This is a genomic window from Promicromonospora sp. NPDC057488 (assembly GCF_042802395.1).
Classification (GTDB): domain Bacteria; phylum Actinomycetota; class Actinomycetes; order Actinomycetales; family Cellulomonadaceae; genus Promicromonospora.
Map to the genome: position 1 here is coordinate 59,013 of NZ_JBHVEG010000002.1, position 17,042 is coordinate 76,054.

Consider the following 17,042-nt stretch of genomic DNA (forward strand, 5'->3'; position numbering starts at 1 on the left):
TGACGCGATCGCAGCACGCTTGAGGTCGTGCTCACGGCGATGAGCGACTTCGGTCGAAGTGCCAGACCTGGCGGGTGTAGGGAGTACCCGTACCGTGTGACGCATGACGCGCTCAACAGCCTCAGTGGCGGACTGGGAGCGGCTATACGCTGCCGCCAGGTACCACGCACGAGCTGCCCTCGAACTCCAGGACCAGCCCTGGAACGAGCATGCCGCGCTCGACATAGCGAACCGCGCTGGGGCGATCATTGAGCTGCTCTCGAAGGCGCTCCTGCTCACCCACGACGAACGGCTCATCGCGGACCCCTCCACTGTTCACCGGCACCTGATGGATGCGATCGTGGAGCGACCCGACGGACGGGCCGCAGAGGGCAAGAAGGCCGTCCGCAAACAGACCGTCGCAGCCAGCGTCGCGGTCGAGCTGGTGCGAAGGCTCGACAGTTCCATCGACGCACGTGCGGACGGTGCGAAGAAGGCGATCGCCGCACGCAACGATGCGGTGCACCTCGCGGTCGCTCTTCACCAGCGGCCGCTCACCGATGTCGTCCTGGCGATGGCCGCGTTCGCAGGCGCGGTGATCGACGCTCTGAAACAGTCACGGGCCGACTTCTGGGGTACCCGTGCGGGCGATGTCGCACAGCGGATCAGTGACTTCGAGGCAGAGACCTCCGTCGCGGCGAAGGCCGCCGTCGACGCCGCACGCAGAAAGTACGATGGGCGCCAAAAATCCTTCAGTGATCCCGAGACGTGGGCAAAGGTTTTGGCACTGCTCGTGGCGCGAGAACTGCCGATCACCAGCGATCTACAGGCGTCGGTCGACTGCCCTGCGTGCTCGCACACCGCGACAGTTGGATGGGGCATCGAGGGCGAGGCTGAGGACGACCACGGCGAGCTCACCTACTACGCCTACACGATCCTGGACGGGCTGTGGTGCCCTGTGTGTGAGCTCCAGCTCGACGGCGAGCAGCTCGAGGCCCTGGACCTGGAGGACATGCCAGACGTCTCCGATGTCATGGAAGCCGATGCGGAGGCGTACTGGGAAGACCGACTCAGCGAGATCTAGTTGATAGAACTATTAGCTGCACGTAAGCGCTGAGCACCGGTCATGGGCAGCAGGCTGGACGGTGTCTGCCACGGCCAGCCCGGGGACGCGGGGTCTAGCCTGGCGTCTGCAAAGTGCGACGTTCGACATGTCTGGCCGACGACACGAGATACCAGCATTGTCGACTGTGCGATGAGTCCTCGCCGTCGGGATGGCCATTGATTGACTGTGGCTCAGATCGTTGGACAAGTTCGGGATACTCAACGCGTGAAGCCCAGCCAGAGATGTACCGCGGACGCCGAGCTACTCCTTGCGTTCCGCTCCGCGTATGTCGACCTCATCAACAGTTCGCGCGCCTCAAGCGACGGGCTGTACGACTCCCTGGTGCCAGCCGTTCCGCAGCCGCAGTACCAGGCTCTGCGGCGTGAAGTCGCTCTCGCCTCCGGGCCTGCCGCCGCAGCCTACGTGCGCTACGGCGGCACCTACACCTTGCACAACGCCGCCGTCATCCGCCGTGACGTCAACCCGGTCGTGAACTGGGAGATGAGTTTGCGCAGCCCTGAAGAACTTTCCCCCGACATGGTTGTCAGTTCTGTCGAGGGCGCGATCGGTGCAGCTCGCCAAGAAGCTGCGGAAGCGCAACAGCGTGAACGTGCACTGACCGGACTCATAGCGGCATTCGTGAGATGGCCGTCCAACCTACGAGAAGCTGTCGGCACCGACAACCAAGCTCAACGCACCGCTGCAGGCGCGATCGGTGTGCTCGGCCAGATTATCGTCGCGACCCTCGCCACAGCCCTGGGCACCGGTCTCGTCGCTGGTGCCGTTGCCCTTTGGACGGCGTTCTTCTAGCTTCCAACGGTATGCCTCGTCAGCGGAGTATTCCCGAGAGAGCCATCTGGTCACCCGCGCGTTCTGGCTGTGGATGGCCCTGGATCAGCCCCGACCCGTTTGCCTCACTCGATGACTGAGTAGGCAGCCGAACCGAACGATGTTGTTCGGATGACTGCCGGTGGCTCCTCGAAGGGCGGCAGCGCTGCGAACACGGACTCGAGCCTGCTGCCGAGTTGGGAATCAATCTCCCAGACCCGGTCTAGGACGTCGGCACCGGCGAACTGGCGCGCGCAAAGAAGGATGTCGCGCATGATGTCATTTCGCTCCGGCAGGACGTCACCGGCGCCAAGTAGGAAGACCCACGCCTCGTCGTTCGCTGGCTCGGAGAGCACCGCGGCCAGCAGGTGCTGGACCGCAAGTTCCTCTCTGGGGGCGTCCAGTAGGTCGTGACCGAGTGCCCACAATGCTTGGGGGCACAGCAGGTCCTTCCTCAGGGCTTTTCGCGCGGTTGCGGCGTCCAGTGGCTCGGTGTCGCAGATGCGCTCCGCGAGGAACTGCTCGCGTGTTTGCGTCGTGATCGTGTACTCGGCGATCAGGGGCTCAAGGAACCACGCCTTGAGCCGAAACTCAGCCTCTCGCACCGTGTCGCCGGCATCGCGCAGAAGTTCTAGCGATTCCGCGTACTGCCCCGCGTGCAAAAGAGCGTCGCCGAGCCGAACTCTGGAGTCTTCGTCACCAAGCTCGACTGCGCGTTGGTAGTGCTTCACGGCGGTCTGGAAGTCGCCTGACAGGAACGCGGCCCCGCCGACCTCGCGGTTCCAGTAGTCACGATCCCGGTACGAAGGATCCAGGTCTGCGGCCTCGGTCAGCAGTCCCACGGCTAGGTCCGGCCGCCGGGACAACGCTCGGCGGGCGAGGTTGTATGCAATAGGTGCGGCCGAGGCCAGGTCTCCCGCGGCGAGATCTTCTTGGACCCAGTCGCTCAGGACCCCGGCGATGACTTCATCTTCACCTGCGGGGTCATCGATGAGCGCTGCGACGAGCACAGCATGGTCATTTCCGATGTTGCGAGCTACGTCGAGCAGCCGGGCGGCTGCGCGCCGCTCTCCCCCGAGCGCCAGTACGGTGACTGCTGCATGCAGTCCATCGTCGTGTGCGACACAGGGTTCGTCGACGATCGAAAGCAACAGTTGAGCGGCTTCATGGGTGTGCCCGATCCCGTGTAGCTGGAGAGCGATAGCGAAGAAAGTTGCGCGCGCTAGCATCTGGATGCGGTCGAGTTCTTCGGCGGGAGAGCCAGGCTTGGGGAAACGCTGGCACTCAAGAACGCTCGGAGATTTCCCGCGCATGCCCAAGCGGATCCGGCGCCGTTCCACACTAAGGTCGATGACGACATCGTCCGGACCAGCGATCGTGGTGGTGACGATGGCCGGAAAATTCCTCAGTGCCCTTCGCACCTCGCGGACGACGCTCCCGGCCGAAACTCCGATCACGGTGCCAGTGCCGGCGCACGCGATGGGGAGGGGCAGGCGGACGGCTCGACGCTGGATCGCTCGCGCAGCGCGGACCTCACGTTCGATCGTCTCGGCGGTGGTCTCGTCCCAAACGTCGGTGTCAGAGAACTTCACACGGACGCTCGCCTGGGTGGGCGATCGTGGCGGTTCAATCTGGTGCGCCCACATGATCCAGGCCCGGTCGAGAGCCTTGCTCCAGCGAAAGACCATGACTGGGGTGTCTTGCTCGAGCCAGTAATTCAGCGATGCAACCTTCACCTGCACGCCCGATTCTCGCCCCTCGGTGGCCTTAAGTTGGACGCCGAACCTCATACCCGTCGCGTCATCACCCGAGAACACCTCCACGGCGAGGTCGATCCCGTAGTCGTGCTCTGACGGCCTGGAAACGGCCCAGTTTTGGGGTACGCGTGCCGAGAACGCACGGATCGAAGCCTCTTCTAGGCGGTGTTGCTCAGGTCGCTTCGGCATCGTCCGATTGGTCACCACTAATCCAGTGTGCACGATTCCACCCACGGGCGCGTACGACTCCCGGTAGTGCCCTCGACCTGCGTGGCGGTATGGCGCGAAGGCTCCGCATGAACCGCAAGGGTCGGCAGATGTTTTAGGCGCGCCGTGACATCTTCGTCGACAGTTTCGCCGGGTAATCGGACGGCCGACGGGTCCCCCTGGCCGCGCTAGTTGCGGACTGTCCCGCGAGTGCTCCAGGGTGTGCACGCGCGAGTGGCTGTTGGCGAGCGTGGCTTGTCCGCGTGGTCCCTTGGCCGGCTACGGCTCGCCTCGGTGGCGGTGGGTTCGAACGGCTTCGCGGAGTTCGTTGATCGCGTCGTCGAGCGCCGTGCTGTGCGGATCGAGCGTCATGATCTGGGTGTCCCTGAACCTCTTGAAACCCAGCGACTCCCAGACCTCGAGCAGCTTCGCTTCACCGGCGCGGATCTCGTCGTCGGTCCCCGAGTGGGCGTACTGGTAGGGGTGGGCATGGAGTACAACGGCCCCGATACCGTCCGTGATCTCCCTCAAGATGAGTCCGATCAGATAGCGCCCGATACCTCCGAGATGTTGCCAGGCAGGATGGGTCGAGGCCCGATCGACGAGAAGCAGGTCGCCCCATGGTTCGATCAGTCCGAGCTCTTCTTCCGGCTCGTCTGCGTCGTCGAGCAGGGGGAGGAACCAGGCGGTGTCGACGGATGGGGCGTCGAGGGCTTCACGGAGATTGAATGTTCGACCCCCGATGCGGCACCCGGAGACCTTGACGGGCACGCTCAGTTCGTCGGGGAACGATTCCGCCTCGATGATGGCTTGACCAAACCACGTCGCCGGGTGGCTGAGGTCTTCGGATCCGTCGAAAAGCGTGCGCCCGACGTGGATTGATATCTCGACGTGGTCGAGGGCGTCGACCATCTGTTGGACGTCCATGCATGCCTCCACAACCCCGGGCACGAGCCGGCTTTAGCGACCTGTGCGTTCGATCCTCGTCATGCTCACGGCACCGGTCGTGGCCGTCGTGACGACGAATGTCTCCCCGGTGGGTGCCGTGAGCGTGACTGACGACTCATACCCATCGGGTGTGGTGCCGATCGTTGTCTCAATGACTACGAGGTCGTCGGTGGCGAGCTCGTACCGCACCGCGACGCGATACCTGCCGCGCTCCTGGACGTCCTGTTCGGTTGGTGGCGAGGTCTCGTCGTGGTGCCGTTGACGACGGAGTCGCTTGGCCGAGTTCTTTGCGAACTCCCAAGCTGCGCCTGCGATGATGGCGTCCCAGGCGACGTCAGCCACGGTCATTACGATCTCGTAGAACTGTGCAGATGCGCCCCACTCGAAAGTGGTCCTGCGTTCTTCCAGGACGATTCCGTCGCTGAGCCCAGTCATGGCTACCAGTTCCTGCCGGAACTGCCCTTCATCGAGCCCACCGGGGTCGTCGATCTCCAGGACCAGGGTGCGGGATCCGTCGGGTTCGCCCGGCGACTCTGCGGGACGCATCGTGACCTGAAGGCTTGACCCGCTGTGCAGCACCATGGCAACGAAACTAGGTGAGCGGGTCTCGCGTTGCCAAGGCCAGTCGCCGAGATCCTGATCGGCAGATGATCGGCAGCACGATCCATCCGCTGGCGCAGACAGACCGTCTTCTGGGTGATGTTTCCGTACTTTCCTGGCGGACTCGGCGCGTACGGGCGGACGCTCGACAGACGAATTAAGGCCTGCCGGATCGGAGATGACCATGGGGAACCACAACAACCGAGATGTCGTACCGAGCGAGGGCGGAGGCTGGGACGTCGTCGCGCCCGGGGGTAAGCGAGCTAGCGCACACGCTGACACGCAGAAAGCTGCCATCGACCGCGCACGGCAGATCGTGAAGAAGGCTGGCGGCGGCGAGGTCCGGATCCACGGTCGCGATGGCCAGATCCGCGACTCTGACACCATCGCACCGGGGAACGACCCGAACCCGCCGCGCGACAAGAAGTGATCCGGCGACGGACCAAGAATGTCGCAGGCACGTGCTGGGGAATCTTGCCGGCTGATCATCCGGCGAGGACACCCCAGGTGGTCAGGGCTTCAGGGCGCCCCGCCTGGAGATACCGGAGTACCTGCCTCGCTACGAACGCGAGGCACAGCAGCGGGGTGAGTCCGCTGCCCGCCGGGCCTACGAGGACGGGCTCACGCGCCCCCCCCGGGCCTGCGAGTCGGACCGTCGCGTCGCTAGCAGGTGCTGCACCCGCGTGCGACTCTGTCCCCATGATTCCGCGCACGAACCTCGAATGCCCGTGGGATGCCCGTGGGATGCCCACGAGGGTACTTTCGAGGGGTGTCTGTGCAGGTCAGGGCACCTTCCACGGTTTACACCGTGTGAGCGTGGTTTGTTCGACACGCTGACCTGATCGCCAGCCGCCTGGACGCCTCTGGTCAGGACGCGGCGACCAAGGGCGGTCCACTCTTACGCTGACCGGTGGAGCTTGGGCACGGTTCCCGCTGCAATTCTGTCGCGCACGTACTGATGCGCGAGAGCGACGACTGCATCGACAGTCAGATGTGTCGTGTCGATGTTCTGGACACGAGCACCGTCTGCGGCGAGGTGGCTGGCGGCCTCATGGTGGTAGCCGGCCTCGTCTCGACTGGATGCGTGCTGGTCCTGGTAGCGGTTGTGGGTGCCGCGGCGGGTCAACCGCCGCCTAATCACAGCGTCGTCGGCCGTCAGCGCCAGTAGGAGATCCGGGGCACGGGCCGGTTCGTTGAGCGTCCGGAGATAGACGGCGTCGACGCCATCTAGGCGTTGCATGACCAGGCCGGAGGAGACGTACCGGTCGGTAATCACGATCGAGCCGGCGGCCAGTCGGGGCTCGATCTCGTGGGCGAGGTGGTGATGACGGTCGGCGGTGTAGAGGCACGCGAGGGTCAAGCCGTCCGCTGTGTTGGTCATTGCGCGCGCGAGCGCTCCGATCGGTCCTTCTGAGGGCTCGGCGGTCCTATGGACCTTGTGGCCGTCTTCGGCGAGCCGGATCGTGAGTGCGCGGGTGAGCGTCGACTTTCCGACACCGCTGGGGCCGTCGACTGCGATGAAGATGCCCGGACTGGTGCTCATGGCCGCCTCAGTGCGCCTGTTGTGGGTGGCCGATTCGTAACCACCATCGTGCCTCCTGGAACCGCTGCTGATGTCGCGCCCCGTGCGGTCACGCGCGTGGACAACTGTGGCCAGGGCGGGCACCGCCAGGGAGGGCATTCTGCCGAACTGGCTCCGGCATTCTGCGGACTTGCCGTTATCGCCCCTGCAATGAGTGACGTCCAGATTGCCTCCCGGCAATCTGGGCACAGGTCTCGAGATTGTGTGTCTCAGGTCTCTATTCTGGCTTCGCACCGGTGTGCGACATGTCCCATGAGCCCGCGAAGGGCGGAGAGCCGCGAGAGGAGTGTCCGATGTCGAACGACCACCTGCGTCGTCGGCGTGAGTCGACGCCCTCGCCGTCGGGCAGCGGCCTACCGATGACGCGCGCTGAGCTGGTGGCGGCCGTCAACCAGTACGTCTGGAAGACAACCAGCAAGGAATGTCACCTCGACGTAGACACCCTGCGCCGCTACGAGAAGGGGCAGTCTCGCTGGCCAGGTTCGACGTATCGCGAGGGCCTGCGTGCCGTACTCGGTGTCGAGTCGGACGCAGAGCTGGGCTTTTTTCCCACACGCCGGGGCAAGTCAGCCACACCGAGAATCTCACTCGGGTCGGCGGGCGACCCTTCTACTCCGGGTGATCTGGCAGACCCCGTGGACCGGCGCGCTTTCCTGCGGACGTTGACGGTCGCCGGCATGAGCGCGTCGTTGGACGGGCTCGCGCGTGAGCTCGACCTTGTCACCCCGGCTCGGATCGTCACGGAAGCGGACATCGCACGGCTCAAGTCTGTTGGGGAGTTCTTCACGTCGTGGGCTCACGTCCACGGTGGGGAGGAGATCGGGCAGGCCGTATCAGCCGAGATGTCGCGTGCCGTCGACCTGCTCAGGACCAAGTGTCCGACGCGGCTCAAGCGGGACCTCCTGTTGGCGGTCGGGCAGCTCGGCATCGCGACGGGGTCCTTGCTGTTCGACACGCATCAGCATCAGCTGTCCGAGCGGATCCTTGCCTTCGCAACGGCTTGCGCGGAAGATGGCGAGGACTGGAACCTGCACGCCAAAGCGCTCTCGTGGCGTGCGCGCCAAGCAGTCTGGGTGGGCGACGTCGGCGCCGGTCTGATCTACTCGCAGCTTGCTCTGGTCCAGAGCGATCGTCTGACGGCGACCGAAAAGGCGATGCTGCACACAGCCGCCGCTCGCGCGCATGGTCGGCTCGGTGACGTGCAGGCGACGATGCGCGCGATTGGCGACGCTGACGACGCGTTCTCCCACGCTGACCCAGCGAATGACCTTCCGTGGATGGCGTACTACGACCATGCTCAGCACGCCGGCGATACGGGCCATGCGCTCTACGAACTGGCCGTTCACGGCATGCGCGTCGGCGACGCGACCAATCGCCTCGCCACGGCAGTTGCCGAGCACCCGAACACCTACATAAGATCGCGCGCTTTCTCCGGTTTCAAGCTTGCGGCATTGACCATGCATGCGGGTGACCCGGTGCAAGCGACAGAGATCGCCAGGGAAGCCATCCAAGATTCATCGGGAATCCGCTCACAGCGGCTGCGCAGCACCGCTCTGGAGATCGCAGCGCCAGCGCGACGCCACACCACACAGGACGGCATCCCCGCGCTGATGTCCGCGCTGCCGGCTGTCGGTCGCGCTGCATGAGACCCGTGGATCGTCTGCTCCACGATGCGTGCGCGCGGGTCGGGCTCTCGTCACAGGGAGCGCACCTGCTCCGCGATGGCGAGAACCAGGTCTACTCGCTGCCTGGCCGAGTAGTGGTGCGGATCAACAAGCCGGGACAAGGGCAGGCTGCTGCGCGCGAGGTGTTCCTGGGGCGCTGGCTCAACGACAACAATGTTCGCTCGGTTCGCCCGCTCGACGTCGTACAACCCGTGACTGTCTCCGATCATCCGGTGACGTTCTGGCGTGAGCTACCGCCGCATCAGGCGGGGACCCCGCGGCAGGTTGCTCGTGCACTCAAGCAGCTCCATGCCTTGCCGGTGCCGGACGAACTCCTTGGACACCGGGTCGCGCCGTTCGTCCGGCTGCGGGAACGGATCACCGACGCGGGCTGGATTGCGGACGCCGACCGGACCTGGTTGTTCGAGCACCTCGATGAGCTCGAGACACAATGGACCGGCCGGTCCGCCGGGCTACCCGACGCGGTCATCCATGGGGATGCGTGGGCAGGAAACGTCGTCGAGGTCGAAGGACAGGGCGTCACCTTGATGGACCTCGAACGGTGCTCTGTCGGTCCACCCGAATGGGACCTGGCCTCCACCGCTTGCCGGGTGACGAGCTTCGGCACACTGAGCGCAGAGATCTACGCCGAGTACTGCGCCGAGTACGGACGAGACGTCACACAATGGTCCGGATTCGAACTATTTCGAGATATCAGAGAACTGCGCGTAACCTGCTACGCAGCTTTCGTCGCCCAAAAACAAACAGGGCTTCGGGACGATGCGCAATCACGAGTAGACAGCCTACGAGGGCGCCGAGGCCCGCGCCCGTGGAGCTGGCGACCCATCGAATGACCGGTCAGTAGGTCAGAGGTCGAGTGCCCGAGTGCTACATCGTCGTAGCGGCCATCAATTATCCGTGAATTGCCGGTTGTGCATCTGTCCGGCGTTGCAGAATGCCGGATTCAGTTCGTCTGAATACCCTTCTGCGGCTTTGAGATTGTGGTCGATAGTGAACGCACTGTCGACCACAGCGTGACGGCTTTCCCGACCACCGGGTCTGCGCGTCGCGCGAGGAGGACCCATGAGAACAACCACACAGGGCTCCGATTCACTGCTGAGGGCGCTACGCGTCGCAGCTGACGTAGTAGCGACTGTGGGGGAGGAGCGGATCGAGACGGTTGCGGTGCACTGCGGCCGGATCAGCCTCCATCCCAACCACCTCGCTGAGGGTGAGCAGATCGCCAAGCTCCTTGGCTGCAGTTTCGCGATGGACCACCGCATGCTCGTGCCGGGCTCCACGGACTGGAGCGGGGACTTCGACGGGTACGAGGTCCATGTCCGGGCCGAGCTGCGTCGGCTCGTGGGGGCCTTGGGATGACCACGCTTACACGACGCGCGCCCCGACACATGGTCGCGTTCGACATCGATGGCACCCTCGTACCCGACGGCGGAATCAACGTGCCCGACGAGACGGTTGAGGTAATGACCGCCACCACCAGGGCAGGCCATCACATCGTGCTGGCAACAGGCAGGTCGCTGGCCGGCGCTCTGCCCGTCGCCCAGGCCCTCGGCCTGGAGGACGCCACAATTGCGGCCTCCAACGGTGCGATCACCGCCAACCTCGATGCAGCCTGGCCCGGCGGATACCAGATCCAGCACTGCCACACCCTGGCGGCCGGGCCCGTACTCCGGTTGGCCAGAGACCTGGGCGCAGACCTCCAGGTCGCCGCCGAGGACGTCGGGTGGGGTTACCACGTCTCCGAAATCTTCAGCCCCGGTCGACTCAACGGACGTCAGTATCTGGTCGGCGAGAGCGAGCTCCACCGGGTTCAGACGCCAAGGCTGGTCCTGGCCGGTCCTGACGTCGCGACCTTGGCACGGGACGCAGTGGCCGCACTCGGCGTCACGGTGAACGCCGTCGGGCCGCACTGGCTCGACGTCACGCCTCCGGGAGTCTCAAAGGCGACTGCCCTGGAAGCGGTGCGGGCCGAGCTGGGCGTGGCCGCGGAGCACACCGTTTTCGTCGGCGACGGTGTCAACGACCTGCCAGCTCTGGCCTGGGCGGCCAGGTCCGTCGCGATGGGCCAGGCGCCCGACAAGGTCCGCCGTGCCGCACATCACGTGACCGGAACCCTGGAAGAAAACGGTGCCGTGGCCGTCCTGCACGAGCTCCTTGGGGTGCCCGCGATCAGCGGGGCAGCATCGTGACCAAGATCGCGCCACCAGCGGAGCTGGTCGCCCAGATCCGTGCGCTGGCTCAGCGCCTGCACCCCCGCACCTACCCGGTAGCGGCGCGGGCGCGCCTGGACACAGAACAGCAGCGGCTAAGGACCTGTGAGGTATGGACAGGCGACGCGCTCCCCATCAAGACGGCCCACTAGCCGCGCCTCTGTCAAACCTGCCGTGCTCACCGCATGTCGGTGGTACCGCCCCCTCAACACCTGGTCGGTGACGTGCCGGAAAATCGTCACCGACCGGGCCACGACATCCTGGAGATACCCCTATGGGCACGCACCCTCCATGCCCGCAAAGTCCAAACGCGCTGCCTTCGACCGACCCGCAGTCTCTAGCGGACGGAGAACTTGCCCGAACCCTCCTGGCGGTCGAGCTGGCCCTGACGAGCCAGGGATCCTGGGACGAGGTGATCGACTCGCTACTTGCCGTGACGTCCGTGCCGCTGGACGACTCGGCACGAGCAAGCCTCTTTCGCGGAGTGCCGGCGCTTACGTTCGTCATGGACTCGACCGGTGCCGCGGGACGGATGCGCTGGGCTCGACAGCTCACCGAGCTGGACGAGCTGCTGATTGCGCTGACCGGCCGCCGGCTCTTCGACGCTGCGGCCCGCTCTCGCAACGGGGATGCAGCGAGCAGTGACGAGTTCGATCTCATGACTGGGCTGACGGGACTGGCGCTCGTGTTGTTGCGCCGCACCGTGCATGCGCGTGGGGAACTCGGCGGACAGCATGCTGAAGCCTTGAACGAGATGCTGTCGCGCGTCCTGACGTACCTCGTGCACCGCACGCGAGACCGCGTCCTGGACGACGTCCTCGTGCCAGGTTGGTGGAGCAAGCCCCGGCGCGGAACGTCTGTGCCCGTGCCCGGCAAACGACGGGCGGACGCAGCCTGGGGGTATGCAGACTTCGGTGTGGCGCTTGGCGGCGCCGGAATTCTCTCTCTACTAGCTGCTGCAAGCCAGGCAAGGTGCACGGTGCCTGGCCAAGACGCAGCGATTCGGCAGATCACGGGCTGGTACGTCCGGTGGCGGCAGCATGCCAGGGGAGGGGTGGTGTGGTGGCCCCATCGGTTGACCCTGGAGGAACTGCGGACCGGACGTACTCAGCAGCACCCGCCGACACCTACCTGGGCGCACGGCACTCCTGGCATCGGCAGGGCACTGCAGATGGCTGCCATCGCTCTCGGAGATCCGCTTGGCCGCCGGGCGGCCGAAGGAGCCATCGCGTCCTGCTTGACCCGTTCCCAGCTCGACTCTCTCACCGAGCCGGACCTGTACGCCGGAACTGGCGGCATGTACCTGACGGTGCTCCGCGCGGCACGCGACGCCGAGGACTTCGCGCCGCTCAACGCTCGCGCTTCCTTGCTGACCCACCGCGTCGGCGCGGCTGCTGACGCGGTATCACGCACGAGCAGAACCCTGCCTGAACCAGATGATCGTGAATTCATGTACGGGAAGTTTGGAACACGTCTGGTGTTCCAAGCCCTTCGCAGCCGAGCAGCCCCTGTCTCGGGCGTGGACGCGGTTCTTGCGACGGGATGGGTCGAGTGACTGCCACCGTCTACTACTTGCCAGACAGCAGATGGCAAGTTGGTGACGCCTCCAGGCCGGCGACGATTCTGTACTTCCCGACCAAGTCGCGGGATCGCCTTGAGACCCGCCTTGGGCCTTGGTCGGCGTGTCTCCCCGCCGACAACGAGACCCCGCCTGCCTGCCTCAGACTGCCGGATGCGGCCGTCCAGAATGCCCTGCCCGACGAGGACGAGCCGTTTCAGGATTTGACCAGTCCTCTTGCTGATCGAGAAGGGGCTAGTTCGCACCTCGTTGACCTCTCCCATGGAGGCTCTAGTGCCGATCACCGTCCCGCTGCTCACCCCTGACCAGATCGCCCAGTTGCCGGAGGCAGCGCGCAGCGTCGTGGACTACCGCAAGTCCGGGCTGTCGCTCAACCACATCCAAGGCTGTCCCCTGGACTGTGCGTACTGCATCCGTCACACCTACGGCGTGTGGGAGATGAACCAGCCTCGGGCCCTGATGCCCGACTACGAGGCGGTACGCCAACTGGTCGAGCACCCCTACTTCCAGGCGCATCACACGCCAGTCCAGATTTTCAACCGGGCGACCGATCCGTTCTTGCCGAGGGTCAAGGAGCACCTGTTCGCGGTCCTGGAGGACCTGGACTCCCGAGGCCTGACCAACCACGTCCTGGTGATCACCCGGTACCGCGTCGATCCAGACGACTGCGATCGACTCAACCGGCTGACCAACATCCGGGTCACAATCCTGGTGACCTACTCCGGGATCAGCGACAAGCGGATCGAGCCGGTAAACAGCGAGATCGCGGAGAAGTCGCTCAAGATCCTCTACGCGCACGCCGACCGATACCGCGTGATCCTGTACTGGCGACCGTTGGTGCCCGGCCTGAATGACACGCCCCAGCACATGGACAAAGCCGTCGAGCTGTCCCACCACGCACACGGCACCGTGTTCACCGGACTGTTCTACCGGGACGAGATCGCGGACTACTACAAGGCCAACAAGATCCCGGAACCGTACGAGGACACCGCGCGTCGCAAGATCGTCCCCGAGACCTTGGAACGTCGGGTCCTGGAAGCGTTCGCGAACGGCGCCGGCGGGCCGCTCTTCCGCAAGACCAGCTGCTCGGTCTCGTTCGCCCACGACGTGCCGGACTACAACGGCCACTATGGCGTGCGGGAACTGTGCGACATCTGCCCGGTCAAGCAGCTGGCCCTGTGCGCACAGCACCACAAGGTCCCAACGGAGGACGCTGTCCGAGACCTCGCGCGCCGGCTACCGGGCAGGAAGGATGTCGAGATCGTAGACATCACCGAACGCGCGGTGCTGGTCGCTGGCCTGGACGAATCGCCGCGGTACTTCCTCCAGCACGGCCTCGGGTTCCAGTTCCACGACACGCGCCACCCGCACAAGCTTCGCCTGCACGGGCGCGCGGACATCGGGTGGGTTCCGAGCGAGGAGACGCCCGCATGAGTACAAGCATGGTCTGGGACGAGGCCGACTACGTCGTGGTCGACGTCGAAGGCAACGGCGCACGGCCACCCGAGCTCGTCGAGGTGGCCGTAGTGCCGGTCCGTGGGGGGCAGGTCGAGGAAGCCCAGACGTGGCTGCTTCGCCCACCGACACCGATCTCCTGGCAAGCTCGCAAGGTCCACGGCATCAGCAACGACGACGTCGCCCAGGCGCCCGCTGTCGGCGAGGTGGCAGGGGAGATCCGAGCAGCACTGGGGAGCGCGATTCCGGTAGGGCACGGGGTGCACGTCGACATCGATGTCTTGCGTCGATCACTGCCCGGCTGGGAGCCGTCGCTCGCGCTCGACACGCTGAAGCTGGCACGGCGCGCCTTTGACCTGCCTTCTTATGGTCTGGGCGCGCTGGTAGAGCATCGCCACCTTGCCGACGGGCTGCCTCCCGGTATGCGAGCGCACCGGGCCGACTACGACGCGACCGTCACCGCGCGGCTGTTCGTGCAGCTCGCCAAGCTCACGCCGGGTACAACCCTCGCAGTGCTGCAGCAAGAAGGCGCGATGGGTTCGTCCTCCCAGCGGCAGACTGCGGCCCCCGCCGACGCCACGCTGTTCGACCTATGACCGCCCTCAACCCACGCCATGCAGGCCTGCTGATCGCCGTCGACGGCCCGTCCGGCGTCGGCAAGTCCACCCTGTGCACCAACCTGAGCGCGCACCTGCGCGGAGCGGGCCACGACGTCCATCAGACCACCCAGCCCTCTACCGGACCGGTCGGTACCCTGGCGCGCGAGCTGACCCAGACCGTCGCCGGCCATGCCCTGGCCTGCCTGTACGCCGCCGACCGCTACCACCAGGCCACCACCGAGATCGCGCCCCGACTAGCGGCAGGACAGAACGTGGTCACCGACCGCTACACCGCATCCGGAATGGCCATGCAACGCCACGACGGCGTCGACGTCGCATTCCTGGACACCATCAACACCCCGGTCCTCGAAGCCGACATGACGATCCTGCTGACGGGCTCACCCGACGTCGTCCGAACCCGTCTTACCCAGCGCGGAGCGCACAATCGCTACCAGGACCATCCAAATGCGACCGCCAACGAGGTGGCCTATTTCCTCGACGCCTCCGATCGGCTATCCCGGACGAACGCACGGGTCGAGCACATCGACACGACCACGATGGACGCGGCCTCTGTAGCCGAGCTTGCGGCGGCGACGGTGCTGGAGTTCGCGCACGGCCTACAGGCAGCGTCATGACCAGCACCGCACTGCCGTCCGCCGAGTTGGGCGGGACGTTCCGCATCGGTGGGGACATGCCCGTACGCCGGATCGGGTACGGCGCCATGCAGATCACGGGCCCGGGCCACTGGTTCCATCCCACTGACATGGACGCCGCGAAGGCTGTCCTGCGCGAAGCGGTCGACCTCGGCGTCACCCATATCGACACAGCTGACGCCTACGGGCCCCAGACCAGCGAACGCATCATCTGCAAGGCCCTGCACCCCTACCCGAACGGCCTTGCTATCGCGACGAAGGGCGGCATGACTCGTCAGGGGCCCAACCGGTGGGCGCCCGTCGGACGACCCGAGTACCTGCGCCAGTGCGTCGAGATGAGCCTACGCCGCCTCGCCTTGGACCGGATCGACCTGTACTACCTGCACCCATCGACCCTCTCGTGCCGCTGGCTGATCAGCTCGGCGAGCTCGCCGTACTCCGGGACGAGGGCAAGATCCGGCACATCGGCATCTCCAAGGTGACCGCCGCCCAGGTCGAGGCCGCCCGAGAGATCACCCCGATCGCCGCTGTGCAGAACAAGTTCAATCAGCTTGAGGGGGACCGAGGCGTCCTGGATTACTGCACCGAGCAAGGTTTGGCGTTCGTGCCCTACGCCCCGCTTGGCGCCGGAACACTCGCTCGCGGCGGCGGCGCAACCGGGGCCATCACCTGGCTCCTCAGCCAGTCGCCTGCGGTTCTGCCGATCCCCGGAACTACCTCGATCGACCACCTCCACAGCAACCTTGCCGCCGTGACTCGAAGGAGCGAATGAACAACGCCGTGAAGCGGTCCCGCGAGCGAGCGCTCCAAGGTCTAGGCGCGATGTCCAGGGGGTTGTTCCTGGATTCGGGCGACACGCGGCCGTGTTACGCGCGGCCGGCACACACGCTTCGATCAGTTGCCAGCCCGGTGGCCGTTCCCACCCGCTCGATCAGCTCGATCAACACCCCAGCAGGCTATCGACGCCCGCACGGAGAGGCATATGACCACCGAGCACCGCGACCAACTCGCCACCTACCTCGCCGAGGCAGCCGACCGCCTCGACGTGACGATCGCGGGCGTGGCCGTGCACGGGCTCTACGACCGCACCATCGCCGCACCCGTGTCCGGGTCGGCCTGGCTCAGGCTCACCACGGAACGGCCGCGATGGACCGAGGCGGACACGATGTGGGACGGCATTGCCACGGCGACGGACGAGCCCTTCGACGGCATCCCGATGCCGCGCCACCTACGTTCGGTCGTCTGGACCGACGACGGTTTGGTCGTGCGCGCCGACCTGCTCACCTACGTCAGCCAGCAGGCGATCGGCACAGGACTCGTTCTCGACCACGACGTCGACCTGCCGGACTCCTGGTGGCACGCCGTCCACAGCGCTCTGGCGCCGCTGCGGCACATCAACACGACCAAACGCGTGGCAGCCGACCCTCGCGAGGATTCCTTCCAGAACTACTTCCTGGCCTTGTTCGGGGTCAGGATCGACCCCGATCGCGTCGAGATGGCTATGTCTCACGGCGACCTGCACTTCGGCAACCTCACCGCACCCGAGCTGGTCATCCTGGACTGGGAGAACTGGGGATGGGCACCCGCCGGCTACGACGCCGCACATCTTCTGTGCTCCGCGATCCTCCAACCAACGGTCGCTGACAGGGTGCAGACCGAATTTGCTGACGTGCTAGGCACCTACACCGGAGCAGTGGCCACGCTGACTGCCGCATCGAAGTACCTCCACCACGTTGAGAGTGGCGAGTTTCCTGAAGTTGCTGTCCCCATCCGGCGGTGCGCAGAAAAGGCCATCCGAGACCAATTACCGTGCTAGCGATCGCCCCCCCCGGGCCGGCGGCTCGTCCGCATCGGT

At 65.5% G+C, this 17,042-nt stretch carries 18 protein-coding genes; 14 read left to right on the forward strand and 4 right to left on the reverse strand.

Going from position 1 to position 17,042, the window contains the following annotated elements; translation table 11 throughout:
• Positions 1-103 precede the first annotated feature (103 nt).
• Positions 104-1,063 carry a hypothetical protein gene (locus tag ACFU5G_RS00910; RefSeq protein ID WP_377239805.1) on the forward strand — a complete coding sequence of 320 codons (960 nt, stop codon included), beginning with the start codon at positions 104-106 and terminating at the stop codon, positions 1,061-1,063.
• A 246-nt stretch (positions 1,064-1,309) separates the two neighbouring features.
• Positions 1,310-1,894: a hypothetical protein gene (locus ACFU5G_RS00915; RefSeq protein WP_377239807.1), complete on the forward strand. Its 585-nt coding sequence runs from the start codon at positions 1,310-1,312 to the stop codon at positions 1,892-1,894.
• A 104-nt stretch (positions 1,895-1,998) separates the two neighbouring features.
• Here the strand turns inward: ACFU5G_RS00915 and ACFU5G_RS00920 are convergent, their stop codons facing one another.
• The 3 genes from ACFU5G_RS00920 to ACFU5G_RS00930 form a co-directional block, all read right to left on the reverse strand.
• Positions 1,999-3,876 carry a DUF4365 domain-containing protein gene (locus ACFU5G_RS00920; RefSeq protein ID WP_377239810.1) on the reverse strand — a complete coding sequence of 626 codons (1,878 nt, stop codon included), beginning with the start codon at positions 3,874-3,876 and terminating at the stop codon, positions 1,999-2,001.
• A gap of 279 nt (positions 3,877-4,155) precedes the next feature.
• Positions 4,156-4,803: a hypothetical protein gene (locus tag ACFU5G_RS00925; protein WP_377239812.1), complete on the reverse strand. Its 648-nt coding sequence runs from the start codon at positions 4,801-4,803 to the stop codon at positions 4,156-4,158.
• Positions 4,804-4,836: 33 nt separating this feature from the next.
• The gene (locus ACFU5G_RS00930) at positions 4,837-5,406 is read right to left on the reverse strand and encodes a hypothetical protein (RefSeq protein ID WP_377239815.1); all 570 of its coding nucleotides are present in this window, start codon (positions 5,404-5,406) and stop codon (positions 4,837-4,839) included.
• Between the two features lie 202 nt (positions 5,407-5,608).
• Between ACFU5G_RS00930 and ACFU5G_RS00935 the strand changes: the two genes are divergently transcribed.
• Positions 5,609-5,854, forward strand: coding sequence for a DUF2188 domain-containing protein (locus tag ACFU5G_RS00935; RefSeq protein WP_377239817.1), 246 nt, complete (start codon positions 5,609-5,611; stop codon positions 5,852-5,854).
• Between the two features lie 468 nt (positions 5,855-6,322).
• Here the strand turns inward: ACFU5G_RS00935 and tmk (ACFU5G_RS00940) are convergent, their stop codons facing one another.
• The gene (gene tmk, locus ACFU5G_RS00940) at positions 6,323-6,967 is read right to left on the reverse strand and encodes a dTMP kinase (RefSeq protein WP_377239819.1); all 645 of its coding nucleotides are present in this window, start codon (positions 6,965-6,967) and stop codon (positions 6,323-6,325) included.
• Between the two features lie 332 nt (positions 6,968-7,299).
• Between tmk (ACFU5G_RS00940) and ACFU5G_RS00945 the strand changes: the two genes are divergently transcribed.
• From ACFU5G_RS00945 to ACFU5G_RS00995, 11 genes are all read left to right on the forward strand, one after another.
• Entirely contained in the window at positions 7,300-8,652 is a 1,353-nt protein-coding gene (locus ACFU5G_RS00945; RefSeq protein WP_377239821.1) for a hypothetical protein, read from the forward strand.
• A 5-nt stretch (positions 8,653-8,657) separates the two neighbouring features.
• Positions 8,658-9,524 (forward strand): phosphotransferase enzyme family protein, encoded by an 867-nt coding sequence (locus ACFU5G_RS00950; RefSeq protein WP_377239823.1) that lies wholly within the window; start codon positions 8,658-8,660, stop codon positions 9,522-9,524.
• Between the two features lie 229 nt (positions 9,525-9,753).
• Positions 9,754-10,050 carry a hypothetical protein gene (locus ACFU5G_RS00955; RefSeq protein WP_377239825.1) on the forward strand — a complete coding sequence of 99 codons (297 nt, stop codon included), beginning with the start codon at positions 9,754-9,756 and terminating at the stop codon, positions 10,048-10,050.
• A 29-nt stretch (positions 10,051-10,079) separates the two neighbouring features.
• Positions 10,080-10,880: an HAD family hydrolase gene (locus ACFU5G_RS00960; RefSeq protein ID WP_377239827.1), complete on the forward strand. Its 801-nt coding sequence runs from the start codon at positions 10,080-10,082 to the stop codon at positions 10,878-10,880.
• Between the two features lie 433 nt (positions 10,881-11,313).
• Positions 11,314-12,456, forward strand: coding sequence for a lanthionine synthetase LanC family protein (locus ACFU5G_RS00965; RefSeq protein ID WP_377239829.1), 1,143 nt, complete (start codon positions 11,314-11,316; stop codon positions 12,454-12,456).
• Positions 12,457-12,753: 297 nt separating this feature from the next.
• Positions 12,754-13,914 (forward strand): hypothetical protein, encoded by a 1,161-nt coding sequence (locus tag ACFU5G_RS00970; protein WP_377239831.1) that lies wholly within the window; start codon positions 12,754-12,756, stop codon positions 13,912-13,914.
• Entirely contained in the window at positions 13,911-14,531 is a 621-nt protein-coding gene (locus tag ACFU5G_RS00975; protein WP_377239833.1) for an exonuclease domain-containing protein, read from the forward strand. Before ACFU5G_RS00970 ends, ACFU5G_RS00975 begins: the two co-directional genes overlap by 4 nt.
• The gene (gene tmk, locus ACFU5G_RS00980; RefSeq protein ID WP_377239835.1) at positions 14,528-15,169 is read left to right on the forward strand and encodes a dTMP kinase; all 642 of its coding nucleotides are present in this window, start codon (positions 14,528-14,530) and stop codon (positions 15,167-15,169) included. The genes ACFU5G_RS00975 and tmk (ACFU5G_RS00980) overlap by 4 nt, the downstream gene beginning before the upstream one ends.
• Positions 15,166-15,669 (forward strand): aldo/keto reductase, encoded by a 504-nt coding sequence (locus tag ACFU5G_RS00985; RefSeq protein WP_377239838.1) that lies wholly within the window; start codon positions 15,166-15,168, stop codon positions 15,667-15,669. Before tmk (ACFU5G_RS00980) ends, ACFU5G_RS00985 begins: the two co-directional genes overlap by 4 nt.
• A complete protein-coding gene (locus ACFU5G_RS00990; protein ID WP_377239840.1) occupies positions 15,588-15,959 on the forward strand; it encodes an aldo/keto reductase in 372 nt (123 codons plus the stop codon). The genes ACFU5G_RS00985 and ACFU5G_RS00990 overlap by 82 nt, the downstream gene beginning before the upstream one ends.
• Positions 15,960-16,169: 210 nt before the next feature.
• Positions 16,170-17,003 (forward strand): hypothetical protein, encoded by an 834-nt coding sequence (locus tag ACFU5G_RS00995; protein ID WP_377239842.1) that lies wholly within the window; start codon positions 16,170-16,172, stop codon positions 17,001-17,003.
• Positions 17,004-17,042 lie beyond the last annotated feature (39 nt).

Bases quoted from the DNA above. Each gene is read 5' to 3' on its own strand.
- ACFU5G_RS00910 (WP_377239805.1), top strand. From the start codon at position 104: ATGACGCGCTCAACAGCCTCAGTGGCGGACTGGGAGCGGCTATACGCT.
- ACFU5G_RS00925 (WP_377239812.1), bottom strand. From the start codon at position 4,803: ATGGACGTCCAACAGATGGTCGACGCCCTCGACCACGTCGAGATATCA.
- ACFU5G_RS00930 (WP_377239815.1), bottom strand. From the start codon at position 5,406: ATGGTGCTGCACAGCGGGTCAAGCCTTCAGGTCACGATGCGTCCCGCA.
- ACFU5G_RS00935 (WP_377239817.1), top strand. From the start codon at position 5,609: ATGGGGAACCACAACAACCGAGATGTCGTACCGAGCGAGGGCGGAGGC.
- tmk (WP_377239819.1), bottom strand. From the start codon at position 6,967: ATGAGCACCAGTCCGGGCATCTTCATCGCAGTCGACGGCCCCAGCGGT.
- ACFU5G_RS00945 (WP_377239821.1), top strand. From the start codon at position 7,300: ATGTCGAACGACCACCTGCGTCGTCGGCGTGAGTCGACGCCCTCGCCG.
- ACFU5G_RS00955 (WP_377239825.1), top strand. From the start codon at position 9,754: ATGAGAACAACCACACAGGGCTCCGATTCACTGCTGAGGGCGCTACGC.
- ACFU5G_RS00960 (WP_377239827.1), top strand. From the start codon at position 10,080: ATGGTCGCGTTCGACATCGATGGCACCCTCGTACCCGACGGCGGAATC.
- ACFU5G_RS00975 (WP_377239833.1), top strand. From the start codon at position 13,911: ATGAGTACAAGCATGGTCTGGGACGAGGCCGACTACGTCGTGGTCGAC.
- tmk (WP_377239835.1), top strand. From the start codon at position 14,528: ATGACCGCCCTCAACCCACGCCATGCAGGCCTGCTGATCGCCGTCGAC.
- ACFU5G_RS00985 (WP_377239838.1), top strand. From the start codon at position 15,166: ATGACCAGCACCGCACTGCCGTCCGCCGAGTTGGGCGGGACGTTCCGC.
- ACFU5G_RS00995 (WP_377239842.1), top strand. From the start codon at position 16,170: ATGACCACCGAGCACCGCGACCAACTCGCCACCTACCTCGCCGAGGCA.